The organism is Citrobacter enshiensis (assembly GCF_029338175.1).
In the GTDB taxonomy this organism is placed as follows: domain Bacteria; phylum Pseudomonadota; class Gammaproteobacteria; order Enterobacterales; family Enterobacteriaceae; genus Citrobacter_D; species Citrobacter_D enshiensis.
This window is the reverse complement of the sequence record NZ_CP119862.1, coordinates 3304644-3324515: the sequence shown is the minus strand read 5'-3', so window position 1 is coordinate 3324515 and position 19872 is coordinate 3304644. Positions and strand designations below refer to the sequence as shown.

Annotated in this window: 16 protein-coding genes; 7 read left to right on the top strand and 9 right to left on the bottom strand. The window is 52.3% G+C overall.

What is annotated here, in order from left to right; translation table 11 throughout:
* Positions 1-3 precede the first annotated feature (3 nt).
* The 6 genes from sdhB to P2W74_RS15965 all read left to right on the top strand — a co-directional run bounded on the left by sdhB (position 4) and on the right by P2W74_RS15965 (position 8428).
* Positions 4-720, top strand: a complete 717-nt coding sequence (gene sdhB, locus P2W74_RS15990) for a succinate dehydrogenase iron-sulfur subunit SdhB (RefSeq protein ID WP_276292382.1) — start codon at positions 4-6, stop codon at positions 718-720.
* Between the two features lie 377 nt (positions 721-1097).
* Positions 1098-3899, top strand: coding sequence for a 2-oxoglutarate dehydrogenase E1 component (gene sucA / locus P2W74_RS15985; RefSeq protein WP_276292381.1), 2802 nt, complete (start codon positions 1098-1100; stop codon positions 3897-3899).
* Positions 3900-3913: 14 nt separating this feature from the next.
* The gene (gene odhB, locus P2W74_RS15980; RefSeq protein ID WP_203358461.1) at positions 3914-5134 is read left to right on the top strand and encodes a 2-oxoglutarate dehydrogenase complex dihydrolipoyllysine-residue succinyltransferase; all 1221 of its coding nucleotides are present in this window, start codon (positions 3914-3916) and stop codon (positions 5132-5134) included.
* A 114-nt stretch (positions 5135-5248) separates the two neighbouring features.
* Complete coding sequence (sucC, locus tag P2W74_RS15975; protein ID WP_276292380.1) at positions 5249-6415, top strand: ADP-forming succinate--CoA ligase subunit beta; 1167 nt, start codon at positions 5249-5251, stop codon at positions 6413-6415.
* On the top strand, positions 6415-7284 hold the full coding sequence (gene sucD / locus P2W74_RS15970; protein ID WP_276292379.1) for a succinate--CoA ligase subunit alpha: 870 nt from the start codon (positions 6415-6417) through the stop codon (positions 7282-7284). Before sucC ends, sucD begins: the two co-directional genes overlap by 1 nt.
* 250 nt (positions 7285-7534) lie before the next feature.
* On the top strand, positions 7535-8428 hold the full coding sequence (locus tag P2W74_RS15965; protein WP_276292378.1) for a PocR ligand-binding domain-containing protein: 894 nt from the start codon (positions 7535-7537) through the stop codon (positions 8426-8428).
* Here P2W74_RS15965 and cobA read toward each other — a convergent pair.
* Positions 8407-9195, bottom strand: coding sequence for a uroporphyrinogen-III C-methyltransferase (cobA, locus tag P2W74_RS15960; protein ID WP_276292377.1), 789 nt, complete (start codon positions 9193-9195; stop codon positions 8407-8409). The genes P2W74_RS15965 and cobA overlap by 22 nt on opposite strands.
* A 408-nt stretch (positions 9196-9603) precedes the next feature.
* Between cobA and P2W74_RS15955 the strand changes: the two genes are divergently transcribed.
* Positions 9604-10509: a LysR substrate-binding domain-containing protein gene (locus P2W74_RS15955; RefSeq protein WP_276292376.1), complete on the top strand. Its 906-nt coding sequence runs from the start codon at positions 9604-9606 to the stop codon at positions 10507-10509.
* A 49-nt stretch (positions 10510-10558) separates the two neighbouring features.
* Here the strand turns inward: P2W74_RS15955 and cobO are convergent, their stop codons facing one another.
* The 8 genes from cobO to P2W74_RS15915 form a co-directional block, all read right to left on the bottom strand.
* Positions 10559-11161, bottom strand: coding sequence for a cob(I)yrinic acid a,c-diamide adenosyltransferase (cobO, locus tag P2W74_RS15950; protein ID WP_276292375.1), 603 nt, complete (start codon positions 11159-11161; stop codon positions 10559-10561).
* 10 nt (positions 11162-11171) lie between these two features.
* Positions 11172-12824 carry a class I fumarate hydratase gene (locus P2W74_RS15945; RefSeq protein WP_276292374.1) on the bottom strand — a complete coding sequence of 551 codons (1653 nt, stop codon included), beginning with the start codon at positions 12822-12824 and terminating at the stop codon, positions 11172-11174.
* Between the two features lie 121 nt (positions 12825-12945).
* Positions 12946-13947, bottom strand: a complete 1002-nt coding sequence (gene glsA, locus P2W74_RS15940) for a glutaminase A (protein ID WP_203358454.1) — start codon at positions 13945-13947, stop codon at positions 12946-12948.
* An 85-nt stretch (positions 13948-14032) separates the two neighbouring features.
* The gene (locus tag P2W74_RS15935; RefSeq protein WP_276292373.1) at positions 14033-15325 is read right to left on the bottom strand and encodes a dicarboxylate/amino acid:cation symporter; all 1293 of its coding nucleotides are present in this window, start codon (positions 15323-15325) and stop codon (positions 14033-14035) included.
* Positions 15326-15491: 166 nt separating this feature from the next.
* Positions 15492-15809: a DUF4387 domain-containing protein gene (locus P2W74_RS15930; protein WP_162382520.1), complete on the bottom strand. Its 318-nt coding sequence runs from the start codon at positions 15807-15809 to the stop codon at positions 15492-15494.
* Positions 15806-17176, bottom strand: a complete 1371-nt coding sequence (locus P2W74_RS15925) for an acyclic terpene utilization AtuA family protein (RefSeq protein ID WP_271443609.1) — start codon at positions 17174-17176, stop codon at positions 15806-15808. Before P2W74_RS15925 ends, P2W74_RS15930 begins: the two co-directional genes overlap by 4 nt.
* Before the next feature lie 3 nt (positions 17177-17179).
* Positions 17180-18421, bottom strand: coding sequence for a methylaspartate ammonia-lyase (locus P2W74_RS15920; protein WP_276292372.1), 1242 nt, complete (start codon positions 18419-18421; stop codon positions 17180-17182).
* On the bottom strand, positions 18421-19866 hold the full coding sequence (locus P2W74_RS15915; protein ID WP_162382523.1) for a methylaspartate mutase subunit E: 1446 nt from the start codon (positions 19864-19866) through the stop codon (positions 18421-18423). Before P2W74_RS15915 ends, P2W74_RS15920 begins: the two co-directional genes overlap by 1 nt.
* Positions 19867-19872 lie beyond the last annotated feature (6 nt).

The following is a 19872-nucleotide window of genomic DNA, read 5'->3' as shown; positions in this document are numbered from 1 at the left end:
ACAATGAAACTCGAGTTTTCGATTTATCGCTATAACCCGGATGTTGATGACGCTCCGCATATGCAGGATTACAGCCTGGAAGGCGAAGAAGGGCGTGACATGATGCTGCTGGATGCGTTAATCCAGCTGAAAGAAAAAGACCCAAGTCTGTCGTTCCGTCGCTCCTGCCGTGAAGGGGTGTGTGGCTCTGATGGTCTGAACATGAACGGTAAAAATGGTCTGGCCTGTATCACCCCGATCTCGGCGTTGCACCAGCCGGGTAAGAAAATTGTGATCCGTCCCCTGCCTGGCTTACCGGTTGTTCGCGATTTGGTGGTAGACATGGGGCAATTCTATGCACAATATGAGAAGATTAAGCCTTACCTATTGAATAATGGGCAAAATCCACCCGCTCGCGAGCATTTACAAATGCCTGAGCAGCGTGAAAAACTGGATGGGTTGTACGAGTGCATTCTGTGTGCATGCTGTTCAACATCCTGCCCGTCATTCTGGTGGAATCCTGACAAATTTATCGGCCCGGCGGGTCTGCTTGCTGCGTATCGCTTCCTGATCGACAGCCGCGATACTGAAACCGATAGCCGTCTGGAAGGGTTGAGTGATGCTTTCAGCGTATTCCGCTGCCACAGCATCATGAATTGCGTCAGTGTCTGTCCGAAAGGGCTTAACCCGACGCGCGCTATCGGTCATATTAAGTCGATGTTGCTGCATCGCAGTGCGTAAGTAGTTAACGCCGGATGGCGCTTCGCGTATCCGGCCTACTTTTCTGTAGGCCCGGTAAGCAAAGCGCCATCAGGCAAGTAAGTGCAGGAAACCTCTAAAAACTGCCAGATTGATAGCAATAATCGAGATGTTCAGCGCGAGACAAGGCGCGAACGGAACGAATCACCGGGAGCATAGTTAACTATGTGACCGGTGTGAGGGACGGTTGCAACGTAGTCGCAGCCTGAACAGCGACGATTATTAGACAGTTTTTAAAGGTTCCTTAGCGGACGCAGATCACACGACAGTCCGCAACAAGTGAACCCCGGCACGCACACCGGTTGTGCGTGGTTAGTATCCACGGCGAAATAAGCATACAGAATGCTTAAGGGATCACGATGCAGAACGGCGCAATGAAAGCCTGGTTGGACTCTTCTTACCTCTCTGGCGCAAACCAGAGCTGGATAGAACAGCTCTATGAAGACTTCTTAACCGATCCTGACTCAGTAGACGCCAACTGGCGTTCTATGTTCCAGCAGTTACCTGGCACCGGAGTCAAACCGGATCAATTCCATTCAACAACGCGTGATTATTTCCGTCGTCTGGCGAAGGATGCCTCACGTTACTCTTCTACGATTTCCGACCCTGACACCAATGCTAAGCAGGTTAAAGTCCTGCAGCTTATCAACGCTTATCGTTTCCGCGGTCACCAGCACGCAAACCTCGACCCGCTGGGACTGTGGAAGCAAGAAAACGTGGCAGATCTGGATCCTTCTTTCCACGATCTGACTGAGGCCGATTTCCAGGAAAGCTTTAACGTAGGTTCTTTTGCTGGCGGCAAAGAGACAATGAAGCTGGGCGAACTGATTTCAGCACTCAAGCAGACATACTGCGGCCCGATTGGCGCCGAGTATATGCACATCACCAGCACCGAAGAGAAACGCTGGCTGCAACAGCGTATCGAATCGGGTCGTGCAGCCTTTAGCGGCGAAGAGAAGAAACGCTTCCTGAGCGAACTGACCGCAGCGGAAGGTCTTGAGCGTTATCTGGGCGCGAAATTCCCAGGCGCAAAACGTTTCTCGCTCGAAGGCGGCGATGCGTTAATTCCAATGCTCAAAGAGATGATCCGCCACGCGGGTAACAGCGGCACGCGTGAAGTGGTGCTGGGTATGGCGCACCGTGGTCGTCTGAACGTGCTGGTTAACGTTCTGGGTAAAAAACCGCAGGATCTGTTCGACGAATTTGCGGGCAAACATAAAGAACATCTCGGCACCGGCGACGTGAAGTACCACATGGGCTTCTCGTCTGATATCGAAACCGAAGGCGGTCTGGTTCACCTGGCGCTGGCGTTTAACCCGTCGCATCTGGAAATCGTCAGCCCGGTGGTTATCGGTTCCGTGCGTGCGCGTCTGGACAGACTCGACGAGCCGAGCAGCAATAAAGTCCTGCCAATCACCATTCACGGTGACGCGGCAGTGACCGGGCAGGGCGTGGTTCAGGAAACCCTGAACATGTCAAAAGCGCGGGGTTACGAAGTGGGCGGTACCGTTCGCATCGTTATCAACAACCAGGTGGGCTTCACCACCTCTAACCCGCTGGATGCGCGTTCTACCCCGTACTGCACCGACATCGGTAAAATGGTACAGGCGCCGATCTTCCACGTTAACGCGGATGACCCGGAAGCGGTCGCGTTTGTGACCCGTCTGGCGCTGGACTTCCGTAACACCTTTAAACGCGATGTCTTCATCGACCTGTTCTGCTACCGTCGTCATGGCCATAACGAAGCCGATGAGCCGAGTGCAACGCAGCCGTTGATGTATCAGAAAATCAAAAAACATCCGACGCCGCGTAAAATCTATGCCGACAAACTCGAGCAGGATAAAGTCGCTTCGCAGGAAGACTCGACCGAAATGGTCAATCTGTACCGCGACGCGCTGGATGCTGGCGAATGTGTGGTGAAAGAGTGGCGTCCGATGAATATGCACTCCTTTACCTGGTCGCCGTACCTCAACCATGAATGGGATGAAAATTACCCGAGCAAGGTTGAAATGAAGCGCCTGCAGGAACTGGCCAAACGTATCAGCACCGTGCCGGATGCAGTTGAGATGCAGTCTCGCGTAGCCAAAATTTACGGTGACCGTCAGGCGATGGCATCAGGCGAGAAACTGTTTGACTGGGGCGGCGCAGAAACACTGGCGTACGCGACGTTGGTCGATGAAGGTATCCCGGTGCGTCTGTCCGGTGAAGATGCGGGCCGTGGTACGTTCTTCCACCGTCATGCGGTGGTTCATAACCAGTCCAATGGTTCCACCTATACCCCGTTGCAGCACGTTCATAACGGCCAGGGCACTTTCCGTGTCTGGGACTCCGTGCTCTCTGAAGAAGCGGTACTGGCATTCGAATACGGTTATGCCACGGCTGAGCCCCGCACGCTGACTATCTGGGAAGCGCAATTCGGTGACTTCGCCAACGGCGCGCAGGTGGTTATCGACCAGTTCATCTCCTCCGGTGAGCAGAAGTGGGGACGTATGTGTGGTCTGGTCATGCTCCTGCCGCACGGTTACGAAGGTCAGGGGCCGGAGCACTCCTCCGCGCGTCTGGAACGTTATCTGCAACTCTGCGCTGAGCAGAACATGCAGGTTTGCGTCCCATCGACCCCGGCTCAGGTGTACCACATGTTGCGTCGTCAGGCGCTGCGCGGTATGCGCCGTCCGCTGGTGGTGATGTCGCCGAAGTCGCTGCTGCGTCACCCGCTGGCCGTCTCTTCACTTGATGAACTGGCAAATGGCACCTTCATGCCGGCTATCGGCGAAGTTGATGACCTCGATCCGCAAGGCGTGAAGCGCGTGGTGATGTGTTCTGGTAAGGTTTATTACGATCTGCTGGAACAGCGTCGCAAGAACAATCAAAAAGATGTGGCCATTGTGCGCATCGAACAACTCTATCCTTTCCCGCATCAGGCGATGCAGGAAGTATTAAAACAGTACGCTCACGTACATGATTTTGTCTGGTGCCAGGAAGAGCCGCTCAACCAGGGCGCATGGTATTGCAGCCAGCATCATTTCCGTGAAGTGATTCCATTTGGGTCTGCTCTGCGTTATGCAGGTCGCCCGGCCTCCGCCTCTCCGGCGGTAGGGTATATGTCCGTTCACCAGAAACAGCAACAAGATCTGGTCAATGACGCGCTGAACGTCGATTAATTAAAGGATACAAAATGAGTAGCGTAGATATTCTTGTTCCCGACCTGCCTGAGTCTGTAGCAGACGCGACCGTTGCAACCTGGCATAAAAAACCAGGCGACGCGGTTGTTCGCGACGAAGTGCTGGTAGAAATCGAAACTGACAAAGTGGTACTGGAAGTACCGGCATCGGCGGACGGCATTCTGGATGCAGTACTGGAAGATGAAGGCACCACCGTGACTTCTCGCCAGATCCTGGGTCGCCTGCGTGAAGGCAACAGCGCAGGGAAAGAAACCAACGCCAAGTCTGATGAGCAAGCGTCTACCCCGGCGCAGCGTCAGCAGGCTTCTCTGTCTGAGCAAAACAATGATGCGCTGAGTCCGGCGATCCGTCGCCTGCTCGGTGAGCACAACCTCGAAGCCAGCGCTATTAAAGGCACCGGCGTCGGCGGGCGTATTACCCGTGAAGATGTTGAAAAGCATCTGGCGAAAGCGCCTGCGAAAGCCGAGTCTAAAGCGCCAGTTGCGGCCCCTGCTGCACAACCAGCTCTCGGCGCGCGCAGTGAAAAACGTGTTCCGATGACCCGTCTGCGTAAGCGCGTGGCCGAGCGTCTGCTGGAAGCGAAAAACTCGACCGCCATGCTGACAACCTTCAACGAAGTCAACATGAAGCCGATTATGGATCTGCGTAAGCAGTACGGCGACGCATTCGAAAAACGTCACGGTATCCGTCTGGGCTTTATGTCTTTCTACGTGAAAGCGGTAGTTGAAGCGCTGAAACGTTATCCGGAAGTCAATGCCTCTATTGATGGCGATGACGTGGTGTACCACAACTACTTTGATGTCAGCATGGCGGTATCTACGCCGCGCGGTCTGGTAACACCGGTGCTGCGTGATGTCGATGCCCTCGGTATGGCTGACGTTGAGAAGAAAATTAAAGAACTGGCAGTGAAAGGTCGCGACGGCAAACTGACCGTTGAGGATCTGACCGGCGGTAACTTCACCATCACCAACGGTGGTGTGTTCGGTTCCCTGATGTCTACGCCGATCATCAACCCGCCGCAGAGCGCAATCCTGGGCATGCACGCGATCAAAGACAGACCGATGGCTGTCGATGGTAAGGTTGAGATCCTGCCGATGATGTACCTTGCGCTGTCTTACGACCACCGTCTGATCGATGGTCGCGAGTCAGTAGGCTTCCTGGTGGCCATTAAAGAGCTGCTGGAAGATCCGACACGTCTGCTGCTGGACGTGTAGTAAACAAGAGTATCACCTGCCCTGTAGGCTGGTTAAGCGGAGCGCCATCCGGCATGAATACCGTACCAGTCTACAGGTTTAAAGATAACGATTACTGAAGGATGGACAGAACACATGAACTTACATGAATATCAGGCAAAACAACTTTTTGCCCGCTATGGCTTACCGGCGCCGGTGGGTTATGCCTGTACTACTCCGCGTGAAGCAGAAGAAGCCGCTTCTAAAATCGGTGCGGGTCCGTGGGTAGTCAAATGTCAGGTTCACGCTGGCGGCCGCGGCAAAGCGGGCGGTGTGAAAGTGGTTAAGAGCAAAGAAGAGATCCGCGCTTTTGCTGAGCACTGGCTGGGTAAACGTCTGGTGACCTACCAAACGGATGCGCACGGTCAGCCGGTTAACCAGATTCTGGTTGAAGCAGCCACTGATATTGATAAAGAACTCTATCTGGGCGCGGTTGTTGACCGTAGCTCCCGTCGCGTGGTCTTCATGGCCTCTACCGAAGGCGGCGTGGAAATCGAGAAAGTGGCGGAAGAAACCCCGCACCTGATCCACAAAATCGCACTGGATCCGCTGGCTGGCCCGATGCCGTATCAGGGGCGCGAGCTGGCGTTCAAACTGGGTCTGGAAGGTAAACAGGTTCAGCAGTTCACCAAAATCTTCATGGGTCTGGCGACCATCTTCCTGGAGCGCGACCTGGCGCTGATCGAAATCAACCCATTGGTTATCACTAAGCAGGGCGACCTGATCTGCCTCGATGGCAAACTGGGCGCTGACGGTAACGCACTGTTCCGCCAGGCTGACCTGCGCGAAATGCGCGACCAGTCTCAGGAAGATCCGCGTGAAGCGCAGGCGGCACAGTGGGAACTGAACTACGTCGCACTGGATGGCAACATCGGTTGCATGGTTAACGGTGCGGGCCTGGCAATGGGCACCATGGACATCGTTAAACTGCACGGCGGCGAACCGGCAAACTTCCTCGACGTGGGCGGCGGCGCAACCAAAGAGCGCGTGACCGAAGCGTTCAAAATCATCCTGTCCGACGACAATGTGAAAGCCGTTCTGGTTAACATCTTCGGTGGTATCGTGCGCTGCGACCTGATCGCTGACGGTATTATCGGTGCGGTGGCAGAAGTGGGTGTAAACGTTCCGGTTGTCGTTCGTCTGGAAGGTAACAACGCCGAACTCGGCGCGAAGAAACTGGCTGACAGCGGCCTGAATATTATTGCAGCGAAAAGTCTGACGGATGCAGCTCAGCAGGTTGTTGCCGCAGTGGAGGGGAAATAATGTCCGTATTAATTGATAAAAATACCAAGGTTATCTGTCAGGGTTTTACCGGTAGCCAGGGGACTTTCCACTCTGAGCAGGCAATGGCTTACGGTACGCAGATGGTTGGCGGTGTTACGCCAGGTAAAGGCGGTACTGAACATCTGGGTCTGCCGGTCTTTAACACCGTGCGTGAAGCGGTAGAAGCGACAGGTGCGACTGCATCGGTTATCTACGTTCCGGCACCGTTCTGCAAAGACTCCATTCTGGAAGCAATCGATGCAGGCATCAAACTGATCATCACCATCACTGAAGGCATCCCGACACTGGACATGCTGACGGTAAAAGTGAAGCTTGATGAAGCTGGCGTGCGCATGATCGGGCCGAACTGCCCGGGCGTCATCACCCCAGGCGAATGCAAAATCGGTATCATGCCGGGCCACATTCACAAACCAGGTAAAGTGGGCATCGTTTCCCGTTCCGGTACGCTGACCTATGAAGCGGTTAAGCAGACCACTGACTACGGTTTCGGCCAGTCCACCTGTGTGGGTATCGGCGGCGACCCGATCCCGGGCTCTAACTTTATCGACATCCTGAAACTGTTCCAGGAAGATCCGCAGACCGAAGCGATCGTGATGATCGGTGAAATCGGCGGTAGCGCGGAAGAAGAAGCCGCAGCATACATTAAAGATCATGTGACCAAACCGGTTGTTGGCTACATTGCCGGTGTGACCGCGCCGAAAGGCAAACGTATGGGTCACGCAGGCGCGATCATCGCGGGCGGCAAAGGCACGGCGGACGAGAAGTTCGCTGCTCTGGAAGCGGCTGGCGTAAGAACCGTTCGCAGCCTGGCCGATATCGGCGAAGCACTGAAAAGCGTTATTAAGTAAAAGTGATACAAGAGTAAAACAACCCAAGCCATTCATTTTCCCGTAGGTGAATGGCGAAGGGTTGGTCCGTTTCGACATGGTTGGCCATCTGATGATGGCCTTTTTTTATGCTATTTCTTTATTGAACTTCTTGCGTTTTGATCATATTTACCTGAGTAAACGAGATAATTTTTTGCGGTTAGCATCATTTTTTCATTACGCCAAATTCTGCATATTACCCACTTACAGAGAATAACCGTTGGGGAAATGCATGACCGTGCATAATCAGGATGAATACTTAGATCGTTTTTACTCACTCGCTGATGTCTTCTCCAGTGCGACTGGGCTGGCTGCCGTGGTCGTTGATATACACGGAAATGCGCTTTCAAGTTGTCATCATTTTAATTCCTTTTGTTCGTTGATGCGTGCCAATGAGCAATACCGGCCAGGCTGCCTGCAGTGCGAAAAATACTGTGCCTATGAAGGGCTTAAGGAATCGAAACCGAAAATACTCAGCTGCCATGCGGGATTGAGCTTATTTTCGATGCCGCTCATTCGTGAAGGGAGCTTGCTCGGTTTTATCATTTGTGGGCAGGTGCGGGCGAAATATCAGGAATATAAAACAATTGTCATTCAGGATGAAAGTTTGTGGGCGCAGAATGCTGAAATAAACGAAGCCTGGCGGCAGGTTGCTATTATGGATAATAATCACCTGGTTGCATCAGCGAATTTACTTAATTTCATTGTTAATAATATTACTTTAACAGAAAGTAAATATCCATCGACTCTCGAGTCGCATAGCGGCGAAGCTCCTTTTTCTTACTCTGAACTTTCACGTCATGAAAGGAAACTGGCGGCGGCCTTGCGTTATATTGATGAAAATCTCTATGGCGAGCTAACGTTAGAGTCTGTGGCGGCCCAGGTCTGCTTAAGCGCAAATTATTTTAGTCGCTTTTTTAAGAAGCAGCAGGGCGTTAATTTCAAAACCTGGGTTAATCAGAAGAAAATGCACCGTGCAAGTGAGCTGCTTCGCGACCCAGGTCATTCAATTGAGAGCATTGCCCGGAAACTTCAATACGCGCAAACCAGTTACTTTTGCCGTGTTTTCCGGGCTGTACATCAACGTTCACCGCAGTCTTTTCGTTACGAACAGCTTTCGCAATAGAGATTTTTCGGCAGTTTAACGATGTTGGGAATGAACGACAATCGATCGCTCAGAGTGACAACGTCGCCAATAACGATCAACGCAGGGGGAACAATGTTGGCCTCCTGCGCTTTGCTAAGCAGCGTACCGAGCGTGCAGGTTAATCGACGCTGATTCTCCCTTGTCGCCGACATCACAATGGCTGCGGGCGTCTCCGGAGATTTTCCACCCATAAGTAATTCTTCACAAATAAACGGCAAATTGGCGATGCCCATAACGATGACCAACGTCCCGTTGAGCTTGGCCAGCTGTCGCCAGTCTTGCTGTTGATTACCTTCACGGGTGTGACCGGTGACGACATGAAAACCGGAAGCCATGTCGCGATGCGTGACCGGAATGCCTGCGCAGGCAAGACCACCAATCGCCGAGCTGATACCGGGAACGACTTCAAAGGGAATACCGGCATCGACCAGGCTTTCGACCTCTTCAGCGCCGCGACCAAAGACGTAAGGATCGCCGCCTTTCAGGCGAACAATGTTTTCATGTGTTTCGGCATGCTGAACGAGCAGCGCATTGATTTCATGCTGTGGAACGCAATGGAAGCCTGGATTTTTGCCGACATTAATGAGCAGGCAGTCAGGAGAGACCCATTCCAGTATTTTGGGGTTAACCAGCCGATCGTAGATCACCACATCGGCGTGTTGAATGCACTGCATCGCTTTGAGGGTAAGCAACGATATATCACCAGGGCCTGCCCCAACGAGCCAAACTTTTCCGGAAGTTTTCACACTGTGTCCTTTATCACGTCTAACGTAGAAAATAGCGGAGACTAAAATGGCAGAATGATAAAAAGTCGTCGTTTGCCTGTAAGTCATAGCGCTCAATTTTCCTGAAATAATGCGGAGATAATATTGATTGAACTCGCAAAGTTTTTTCTTCAATAAACAAGTTGTCTTGAAAAATTATTAAGAAGTTATTGGCACTATTTGCCTGGAATTAACCGCATTTAAATTGTGTTTAGGGGTGTGCTTGAGTATTATTGGTGAATATTTATTCGCTATTAGTGTGAGTAAATCATGGAATGGATCAAAGACAACAGTGATGGAAATAAAATATAACTCTCGGGATTATTCTGGAGCGTTTACATTGTTTTAATAACTTAAACTTTTTTTTGCACGCTGCATATGGAAGATGTTATGAGAGGAAAAATACCGAAAACTGAGCTACTGGTGACTTTTGAAGTGGTGGCACGTCATGAAAGTTATACCCGGGCAGCAGAAGAGTTGGCATTAACCCAGAGCGCCGTGTTTCGACAAGTGAACGCACTGGAAGATTTTCTCAACACCTCGCTTTTCAATCATGCTAAAAAGCGTATTTTTTTAAATGCAGCGGGTAAACATTATTTAAGTATCGTAAAAGAAACGCTGAACAAACTTGAACGCGATACGACAACAATAATGACCTGGCAGCCGACCGTACAAGTTATCGAGTTAGCGGTAAACCCGACGTTTAGCACGCATTGGCTGATCCCGAATTTGCGTGAGTTCAATAATCTTAATCCTGATATCATCGTAAATATCCACTCTTTGGCAAATATTGGTGATTTTCTCAACCGCGAGTATGACGCGGCCATCATGCGGGAAGATTTTTGCTCGCCGTGGTCTGCGGTAGAGTATCTTTTTGAAGAGGAAATTTTGCCGGTGTGTAGCCGACATTTGCTCATGGAGCCAGGTCAAAAAGTGTCGGTAAACGATCTGCTCAATGAGTTTCCCTTGTTGCACCAAAGTACGCGTATCAAAGGCTGGCAGGAGTGGTTTGCACTGTCTGATATCAGCAACGCGCAGGTGAACAAAGGTCCACGTTTTGATTTACTGTCGATGCTGATTGCTGCGGTGCGCTCTAATCTTGGTGTTGCGCTACTCCCGCGATTTGCCATTCAGCGCGATCTTGATAATGGCGAGATGGTCATTCCCTGCGATGTGCCGATGCGGACGGGGAACCGTTTCATCATGACCTGGCGGGAAGAAAAAGCGGAATCCCGGCATTTACAGGCCTTCCGCAGCTGGTTGTTAGAAAAATCGGTGGTTTCGAGGGGAGTTTGACGCCGCTCTGCTTACGTTGGAGGGCGGCGCACTGGCGCCGCCCCTGCATTTACCAATCAATTCCGGCCTGCGCCTGAATGCCGCTGTCGAAAGCATGTTTTACCGGACGAACTTCACTGACCGTATCGGCAAGCTCCAGTAACTGGCTATGGCAGCCGCGCCCGGTGACTATAACGGTCTGGTGAGCAGGACGATTGACGATTGCGGCGATCACCTCCTCAGTGTCCAGATAGTGATAGGCCAGCATATAGGTCAACTCATCCAGCACCACCAGATCGTAATGCGCATCGGCCAGCATGCGTTTGCTCTCCTGCCAGACACCCTGCGCCGCCTGAATATCAGATTCCCGGTTTTGCGTTTCCCAGGTGAATCCGGTACCCATAATATGGAATTCAACGCCAAGTGGTTGCAGGGTGTTGTATTCGCCATTATCCCACTGGCCTTTAATAAATTGCGCGATGCCAACCGTTTTTCCATGGCCGACAGCGCGTGTTGCCGTACCAAATGCCGCCGTCGATTTGCCTTTGCCGTTGCCAGTAAAGACGATCAGGATGCCTTTCTGTTCGGTTGCTGCTGCCACACGGGTATCAACCTGTTCTTTCAGTTTCTGCTGCCGCTGACGGTGCCTTTCGGTATTGGATCGCGCTTCCATTGTGTGCTCCTTAATGCCCGGCAGGGCAGGTTGTGCAGCGATGTTGCTGCTCAAACTGGCTGAAGAAGTTATTGCCTTTGTCGTCGACCAGTACAAATGCGGGCAGATTTTCGACTTCCATCATCCAGATGGCTTCCATTCCCAGTTCGGGGTACTCGAGGCAACGTAAGCTCTTCACATATTGCTGTGCCAGTAAGGCTGCCGCGCCGCCGATGCTGCCGAGGTTGAATCCGCCATGCTTATGACAGGCATCAGTCACCTGCTTGCTGCGGTTGCCTTTGGACAACATAATCAAACTGCCGCCTGCGGCCTGGAACGCGTCAACGTAGCCATCCATACGACCGCCGGTGGTTGGGCCGAGTGAACCGCAGGCCTTGTTCTCCGGTGTTTTCGCCGGACCGGCATAGTAGACGATATGGTGTTTCATGTACTCCGGCATGGGTTCGCCGTTGTCCAGGCGTTCTTTAATTTTGGCGTGCGCGATATCGCGGGCAACGACGATTGGGCCATTCAGGGTCACCCGCGTACCAATGGACAATGCAGAAAGGTCATGCAGGATCTCACGCAGAGGGCGATTAAGATCAAGGCGAACAGTCTGCGCGCTATTTTCTACACGCTGAGAGTCAGGAATGTATTTGCCCGGATTGTGTTCCAGTTTCTCCAGCCAGATGCCGTGTTTGTTAATTTTCGCTTTAATGTTGCGATCGGCCGAGCAGGAGAGCGCCATTGCGATAGGGCAGGAGCCGCCGTGGCGTGGAAGACGAATGACGCGGATGTCATGCGCGAAATATTTGCCACCAAACTGTGCGCCGATACCAAACTCACGGCTGGCGTTGAGCAATGTGGTTTCCAGCGCGGTGTCACGGAATGCCTGACCCAGCTCGTTTCCGCTGGTTGGCAGGTTATCGTAGTATTTTGTCGAGGCCAGTTTCGCGACCTTCAGCGCCTGGTCGGCAGACAATCCACCCACCACAAACGCGATGTGGTACGGCGGGCAAGCAGCCGTTCCCAGCGACTTCATTTTTTCGATCAAGAAATCCTTTAGTTTTTCGGGCTGCAGAATAGATTTAGTTTCCTGATACAGCGCCGCTTTGTTGGCTGAACCACCGCCTTTGTTGACGAAAAGGAAACGGTATTCGCTGCCCGGCGTCGCGCTGATATCGATTTGTGCTGGCAGGTTGGTCTGGGTATTCACCTCGGTGTACATGTCCAGCGGGGCATTTTGCGAGTAACGCAAATTGTTCTCTGTGAAGGTGGTATAGACCCCTTTGCTTAACGCTTCGGCGTCATTACAGCCCGTCCAGACATTTTGCCCTTTGCTTGCCACAACGGTTGCGGTGCCGGTGTCCTGACAGTTAGGCAGCACGCCTTTGGCGGAAACCTCAGCATTACGCAACAGCTGCAGAGCAACGTATTTATCATTACTGCTGGCCTGTGGGTCATGCAGAATACTGGCGATTTGTTTCAGATGTCCGGCGCGCAGGAAAAAAGAGGCTTCATAAAATGCCTGCTGAGCCAGCAATGTCAGTGCCTCTGGTGCGACTTTGATGACCTCTTCACCGTCTAACTCCGTTACTGAAACGTATTTATTACTCAGCAATTCGTATTCTGTATTATCTTTTTGTTGAAGAAACGGTTCTTGCCAGACAAATGGTTTAGACATGTTAACTTCTCACCTTGTGGTTATTTTGCCGGATGGCGGTGCATGCACCTTATCCGGCCTACGTGTACGCTATCCGTTGTAGGCCGGATAAGACGCCGAAGCGTCGCCATCCGGCATTTTCTTACTGGCCTAAAAAGACGTTAGCCTGCGTCGCGTGAGCGACATCTTCGATCGTTTTCTGTGCGCGAACGCTGTTACCGGCTTGATCCAGCGGCGGAGAGTAAACGGCAATTGCGTACTCACCAGGGACAACGGCGACCATACCGCCGCCGACACCGCTTTTCGCCGGAATACCTACGGTGTACAGCCACTTGCCGCTGCCATCATAGAGACCGGCAATGGCCATTTCTGCCAGCACCTGCGGAACATACTTCTCGTTCAGCAACTGTTTGCCGTTGAACGGTGATTTACCGTTGTTGGCGAGTACGGCACCCATTTTGGCGAGCTGCTCGACGTTGAGATCGACTGAACACTGACGGGTATAAATCTCGACGGCTTCATCGGTGTTGCCGTAGAAACTGTTGTACGATTCCATCAATTTCGCCAGCGCCTGGTTATGCTGGTTGGTGTCCATTTCCGATTTGAATACCGGTTGGTTGACGACCAGCTTCGCATCTGCCCAGTCATTCATGTAATTGAGAATTTTGTTCCAGCGTTCCGTTTTGTCTTTCGCTTCAATCAGACTAACGGTACTCATGGCACCTGCGTTCACCAGCGGGTTTTCCGGTGCGCCCTGCGTCAGCTCAACTGCCAGACCGGAGTTGAACGGTAAACCGGTGGCATTGGCGCCGAGTTTATCCAGTACAACCTGCGTTCCATGCTGCTCCATCGCCAACGCCATTGTGAAGACCTTGCTCAGCGACTCCATTGGAAACGCTTTGCTGGAATCACCGACTTTGTAGATTTTTCCATCTACGGTCGCGATCGCGATACCGTAAAATTTCGGGCTGTAGGTCGCCAATGCTGGGATGTAGTCGGCAACTTTTCCGTCGTTATTATTTTTATATTTTTGATGCGCTTGCTCTATGATTTGGGCGTAATCCGGAGCGGGTTGGGCCCAAACGGCAGCACTGCAGAGTAAGCTTGCCGAAAACACACTGACGCTAAGAAGTTTTAGATTCATAAAGGATCCTGGTGAAGTTAGTGTTGGTGTTGTTGTTGGAAAAAAGGCCGACCGGAGTCGGCCCTGTGCATCGGGTTATATAAAATCAGGAAAGAGCAGCTTCGGTTTCGGTAATAGGACGTTGTTGTTCCGGGGCTTTACCACGGCAACCTTCACCGAAGTGTTCACCTTCCCAGCGGCTGACAATCGCAGCACCCATGGCGTTACTCATGACGTTGGTCGCGGAGCGGCCCATGTCGAGGAACGGATCGACGCCCATCAGCAAGATCAAACCTGCTTCAGGAATGTTGAACTGGTTGAGGGTTGCGGCAATAACCACCATTGACGCACGCGGTACGCCAGCCATGCCTTTTGAGGTCAGCATCAGGATTAACAGCATGGTGATCTGCTCACCCATGCTCAGTTCGATGTTACAGGCCTGCGCGATGAATACGGTCGCAAACGAGCAGTAGGCCATGGAGCCGACCAGGTTAAAGGAGTAACCGATAGGCAGAACGAAACTGGCAATCTTGGAAGATACGCCGAATTTTTCCAGTTTGTTCAGCGTACCTGGGAAGGCCGCTTCAGAGCTGGAAGTGGTGAAGGCCAGCAGGGCAGGCTCGAGGATAGATTTGGTCAGACGACCGATGCACGGACCGATGAGCATCGTTGAGAGACCAATCAGAATTGCCCACAGCATACCCAGCGTCAGGTAGAACTCGCCCATAAAGATACCGGCGCTGACCATCACGCCCAGACCGCGTTCAGCGATCAGTCCGGAGATGGCGGCAAACACGGTCAGCGGTGCAAACAGCATCACATAACCGGTCAGTTTCAGCATCACGTGTACCAGAGAATCGAGCACTTTCACGATCGGATCTGCTTTTTCACCGATCGCCGCCAGGCTGCAACCGAGGAAGATGGAGAACACGACAATCTGCAGGATTTCGTTACGCGCCATCGCATCCACAATACTGGTAGGAACAGCGTGTGAGATAAAGACTTTCAGCGTGAACGGCTCAGACTTAACGGCGGCCACAGCCCCGACGTCATGAGGAACAAAGTTAATGCCGACACCGGGTTGGAAAATGTTAACAATGACCAGACCCAACGCAATGGAGACCAGGGACGCGAGAATAAAGAGGAAAAACGTTTTTGAGAATATACGTCCCAGGGTTTTCGCATCGCCCATTTTGGCAATACCGACCACGAGGGTAGAAATAACCAGAGGAGCGATAATCATTTTCACCATTCGTAAGAATATAGTGGTGAAAATGGAGATGTCTTGTGAATACGACTTTGCTGTGTCAACTGATGCCACATTATTTATGACCACCCCGGCAATCATCCCGAGTATCAGGCCTAATATGATCATCTTTGTTAAACTAATTTTCTTCATGTTTACTCCATCGGATAATGGTTGGTAATTAATGTGTAGGGTTAGCAAGCACCTGGGCGCAGAAAAACGCTCAGATGCTCGCCTGTTATGACCAACCGCATGAATTATGCGAAGTACTGCGATACAGCAGAATCCAGTACTTCAATGGTTGTTGTTGTGTTATTTATTAAAAATCAAAATGGATACTGAGTAATGGCGCATGCTGCTGGGCACCATAAACATCATTGTCCCCCACATTGCCGGAGATAATATCGCGCGGCATGACGATTTTTACCGCGTTAGCTGGATCAAACCAGACAATGCGATGAATAAAGTCAGGCTCAACGTGATATAACTCAGCGATAAGCTGTGGTGTTAATTGCCCCGATTCTTTTACACGCTGATAATCTTCACGAGTTTTAAATAAAATATCTAAAACCAGTTCGTACGGTCCGGCGTTTTTGGAACGGATTACCTGCGCCAGTGAACAAATTGACTGTTTCATGCCTGGATTCCTTCTGGCGTCACCTGTTCGATGTGGAAATCAAAACGCAGTGCGTCGCTTGCCTCAATCAGATGGTAGATTGAGAACTCATACACCGGCCCGCTTGGAATATCAGACGGCGAGAACGGGAAGGCGAGGTTGCCCGCCGTTGCAATGCGGTTTTCATAACCGTAATGCAGCAGGGTAGAGCGCACCAGCGAGCAAACGCTGTTGGCAATATCCTGTGTTGGCGCAACTACGTCCAACAAGATCCCCAGTTCGTGCCCGGCTGACTGCATGGGTTCATGAAGACCCATGACACCGTTTTTACCGTACAGATGGAACGTGATGCGGATACTGTCATCATTCAGAGAGAGGTTGCTCGCCACGCTGGCTTTCACCTCTTCAAGAATGGTGTCAATGCCCGCGATCATGATCGGATCGCGTGTTCCGGCGATGGTCATGCAACGGAACCCCACCTGACGCGCACCTTCCAGTTTCAGTGCATAAGGCGTCTCTTCATGGCGTGAACCGCTGACGTAGACTTCGCCCTCGTTCACAGCCTTAAAGCTACAGCCTTTCAGGTTCAGCACTCCGCCGGGACCTGGCAAGAAGTACGGATCTGACTTCTCATACAGGGTGTGAGCAGCGGCCGAGGTTTCGGTAAATTTACGCTTCGGATTAAATGTCTTCAGCGTGAAACCGTTGTCATCGATAATCCCCATCGCGCAGTCTGAGCCGGAGCCAGGCGTTGCAGCAATGGCAGCACATTCAAGGATCTTCCCGCAGTGCAGAGCCAACCCTTCATCGAAACCTTGCATGATGGGCAGGGCGGCGAAGCAGACCGGGTCGTATGCCCGTCCGCCAAGCACAACCTGCGCACCGGCTTCCAGCGCACGCTGGAAAGGTTCGACGCCCATTTGCGCGACGATGTAGGTGCTCGCGTCAATGGCTTCGTGAGTGAGTTCCGGCACGAAGTCGAGGGCGGTAATTTTCCCGTTATCCAACGCCTGATGAACGACGTCTTTTTCAACATCCGACGGGATTAACGCCATCGAGAAGGTCAGCTTCTCTTCCTGCGCAATCTCCAGGATTATCTGGCGACACCATTCCAGATGCGGCGCCGCGCCGGATCCACCGGCAGTACCAATCACCACCGGAATATTGTTTTTCACGCCAGCTGTGATCATATACCGCAGATCGCGTTTCACGCCCGCCCTGTCGGTAAACGGTTTACCGGCTCCCAGGTAGTGAGGGCCTGGATCAGAGGACCCCGCGTCAACAGCAATAAGATCCGGTGACTCTTCCATGGCTTTGCGAAAACTCTCTTCCGGGAAGCCATAACCCAGAATAGCCGTCGGCGATAAGATCTTAAATGTGCGAGCCATTTCTTAATCCTTTGTCTGCAACAACGCGATGGTACGGTTCATTTCGTTGAACACGATATTGAGACCTTCATCGAAGCCCATACCCGGTTTGATCAGCATGCGCATTGGACGTGCAGCCAGTGCGACATGCACACAGGTGCGGGCGCTGATCTCGGTTTCGTTACAGGTACCGCCCTGATAGGCTTCCATTCCGTGCTTGTTGCAGTACAGCACTGCATCAACGATGTTGTGAATACCGCCCAGATCCGGGGTTTTAATCTGCACCATGTGGCAGCTGCCTGCATCGGTGAAGTCCACGATATCCTGGTAGGTGTTACACCATTCGTCGGCCACAATTTTCACGCCGGAACCCAGACGGGTCAGCTCTTTGGTGATCTCGGTCAACAGACGGATCTGATCGGGTTTGTTACCCGCATCGACCGGACCTTCAATGTACAGCGGCAGGCCCTGTGCTTCTTGTTCCAGGCTGGCGATATACGCTGCGCAGCGTACCGGGTCCATATCGAAAATCAGACCAATCGTGCCGTACACATCGATATGCAGCGTCGGGTGGTAGCGCGGGCTGGTACGCAGGCTCAGGATGCGGTCAGACAACCAGCGCACATACTCACGCAGTTTTTCGCCTTCAAGACCCAGTTTCTCTTCGACGTTGTTGATCAGCGCATGAGGCAGAACATCAACACCTTTGAGGATCATTTTGTCGACGGCGATATAACGGTCGTCGCCGCTCTGACCAAATAAAGGAATCGCTTCCGGAACGCATGGCAGCTGCCATTCGTCGCAAACGACTTCCGTTTTCAGGCGACCGGATGCCAGCGCGGCGGCGTCCAGCAGTGCCTGAGACAGGCCGTAACGTACTGCGGTATGCAGCAGTTGGCCGTCAATGCGCAACTGGTCGAAGAAGCGGGCGTTCGGCAGGAACGCATCCACATCGCGGCCTTCCAGCAGCGGTTTAATGTGGTCATTCAGGAATGGAATGAAATTTTCCGCAAGGAACAGGGGGTCACGACCGCCCGCACCAGAGTACTGTACAGCCGCACAGTCACCGACCGCGACCGCACCGTTTTCCAGAATCAGTTGCACGGAGACACACTCACCGGCCTGACGGACGGAAGTAAAGCCTGGTGTTACCGGATCGCCGGTGTAAATGAACCCATCATGACCTGCACCATCTTTGATCGCCTGCTGATCGTCAAAATAAAATGAGGAGTAGCCAGCGGTGAAAAGGGCCTGTTTAATTTTCATTATGGTCTTCCTATTAATTTGCTGTGGGATACGGCGTTAATGTCATCGATAACCATCTGGAAGGAAGGTTTACGTCCTTCGAAATTCGCACGCTCTGCGACGTAGTCGTGGTGCAGGGCGAGAATGTCTTTCGGCAGTGGAACCGCACCGGCTTCGAGGATACGAATCGCGCCTGAGTTATCGCGTACCGGCAGGATTTTGCCTGCGTTACAGGAGGCCGGCGCGAAAGGTACGTCCAGAACACCTGCTTCAAAGGCCAGCACTGTGCCGCGTGCAATGTCGCCGTTGCCCAGTTCGAAGACTTTTTTCAGCACCGCGCGGACTTCGCTCTTGATCAGATCCACTTCCTGTTCCACGGCAGCGCACTGCGGGAATTTCTGGTCGCAGACCATGTTGAGCATCTGGCGAGAGGCTTTAAGCCCTTGCGCGTTTGCCGCAGCCGTCGGGATACCCCATGCTTCGTGCGGACTCTTGGTGATTACTTTAGTGGCACCGGACATGCCTGCGACCGCTGCACCCCAGGAGATGATGGCGAACGCTTTGGATTCATCTTCCGGGAAGCCGCCCATCCACTGGTGGAATACCGTACTCAGTTCGTAATCGTCGAAGCCATAATTCTGGAAGTATTCGTGAGACAGTTCGCGCAGGGACTGAATTGCTGCGATGTCCTGCGTCAGGCTACCAACCTGACCGTAACCGACGGTAATCGATTTAACGCCCTGTTCCAGCGCCAGCAGGCCTTCGATAATCGCCACTGAGTGGGACATAAACGGTGGAATCAGGGTGCCGGTCAGCGGGCCGAACGGTTCACGGTTGATACGAATACCGTGTTCTTCATACATCCCCATCATACGGTCGCAGTACTGCCAGTCGCGGATGGATTTTTCCAGCGTGACGCGCTTGGCGTAAGGGATGTTGTAGGAGATACCGCCGCCTTCATAGCTGGTGAATCCACTGGCCATGGAGATTTCGCCCAGCAGACGAGCATCCGGAGTACCGTGACGAATCTGCAGTGGTTTTTCCAGCGTTTCGGTCAGACGACGGCAGGCTGCAACCCCGTGGTTAACAACCGGTAACCCGTTCAGTTTTGACGTACCCGCTTCAATGGATTTTTGAATCCCGATAGCCGCTTCTTCATAGCGGTTCAGACGGGTATACGCATCGATAGTGGTCGGCAGAAGGTCGCACTCTTGCTGCAATGTTTTGAGCAGTTCAATGTGCTCATCCATTAACGCAACGCCCGCACGCGGCTGACTCAGGGTTTTGCCTTCCTGATCGGCTTTCAGCAGTGCGTGAGAAAAGCGTTTACTCTCAGGAATAGTCTGTTGGTATTTAACGCCATCTTCAAAGTTTTCGACGTCCTTGCCGGTATGCCAGGTCTTGATAACCTCGGCGCGCTCGGTCATGAATTCATCATGGGTTAACTTTTTATTTCGGAGTTCCATTCTTTG

What these genes read in the sequence shown, in the direction of transcription:
- cobO (WP_276292375.1), bottom strand. Translation starts at nt 11,161, where the DNA reads ATGGAAGCGCGATCCAATACCGAAAGGCACCGTCAGCGGCAGCAGAAA.
- P2W74_RS15965 (WP_276292378.1), top strand. Translation starts at nt 7,535, where the DNA reads ATGACCGTGCATAATCAGGATGAATACTTAGATCGTTTTTACTCACTC.
- P2W74_RS15915 (WP_162382523.1), bottom strand. Translation starts at nt 19,866, where the DNA reads ATGGAACTCCGAAATAAAAAGTTAACCCATGATGAATTCATGACCGAG.
- P2W74_RS15930 (WP_162382520.1), bottom strand. Translation starts at nt 15,809, where the DNA reads ATGAAACAGTCAATTTGTTCACTGGCGCAGGTAATCCGTTCCAAAAAC.
- P2W74_RS15920 (WP_276292372.1), bottom strand. Translation starts at nt 18,421, where the DNA reads ATGAAAATTAAACAGGCCCTTTTCACCGCTGGCTACTCCTCATTTTAT.
- P2W74_RS15955 (WP_276292376.1), top strand. Translation starts at nt 9,604, where the DNA reads ATGAGAGGAAAAATACCGAAAACTGAGCTACTGGTGACTTTTGAAGTG.
- odhB (WP_203358461.1), top strand. Translation starts at nt 3,914, where the DNA reads ATGAGTAGCGTAGATATTCTTGTTCCCGACCTGCCTGAGTCTGTAGCA.
- sucC (WP_276292380.1), top strand. Translation starts at nt 5,249, where the DNA reads ATGAACTTACATGAATATCAGGCAAAACAACTTTTTGCCCGCTATGGC.
- P2W74_RS15935 (WP_276292373.1), bottom strand. Translation starts at nt 15,325, where the DNA reads ATGAAGAAAATTAGTTTAACAAAGATGATCATATTAGGCCTGATACTC.
- sdhB (WP_276292382.1), top strand. Translation starts at nt 4, where the DNA reads ATGAAACTCGAGTTTTCGATTTATCGCTATAACCCGGATGTTGATGAC.
- glsA (WP_203358454.1), bottom strand. Translation starts at nt 13,947, where the DNA reads ATGAATCTAAAACTTCTTAGCGTCAGTGTGTTTTCGGCAAGCTTACTC.
- sucD (WP_276292379.1), top strand. Translation starts at nt 6,415, where the DNA reads ATGTCCGTATTAATTGATAAAAATACCAAGGTTATCTGTCAGGGTTTT.
- sucA (WP_276292381.1), top strand. Translation starts at nt 1,098, where the DNA reads ATGCAGAACGGCGCAATGAAAGCCTGGTTGGACTCTTCTTACCTCTCT.
- P2W74_RS15925 (WP_271443609.1), bottom strand. Translation starts at nt 17,176, where the DNA reads ATGGCTCGCACATTTAAGATCTTATCGCCGACGGCTATTCTGGGTTAT.
- P2W74_RS15945 (WP_276292374.1), bottom strand. Translation starts at nt 12,824, where the DNA reads ATGTCTAAACCATTTGTCTGGCAAGAACCGTTTCTTCAACAAAAAGAT.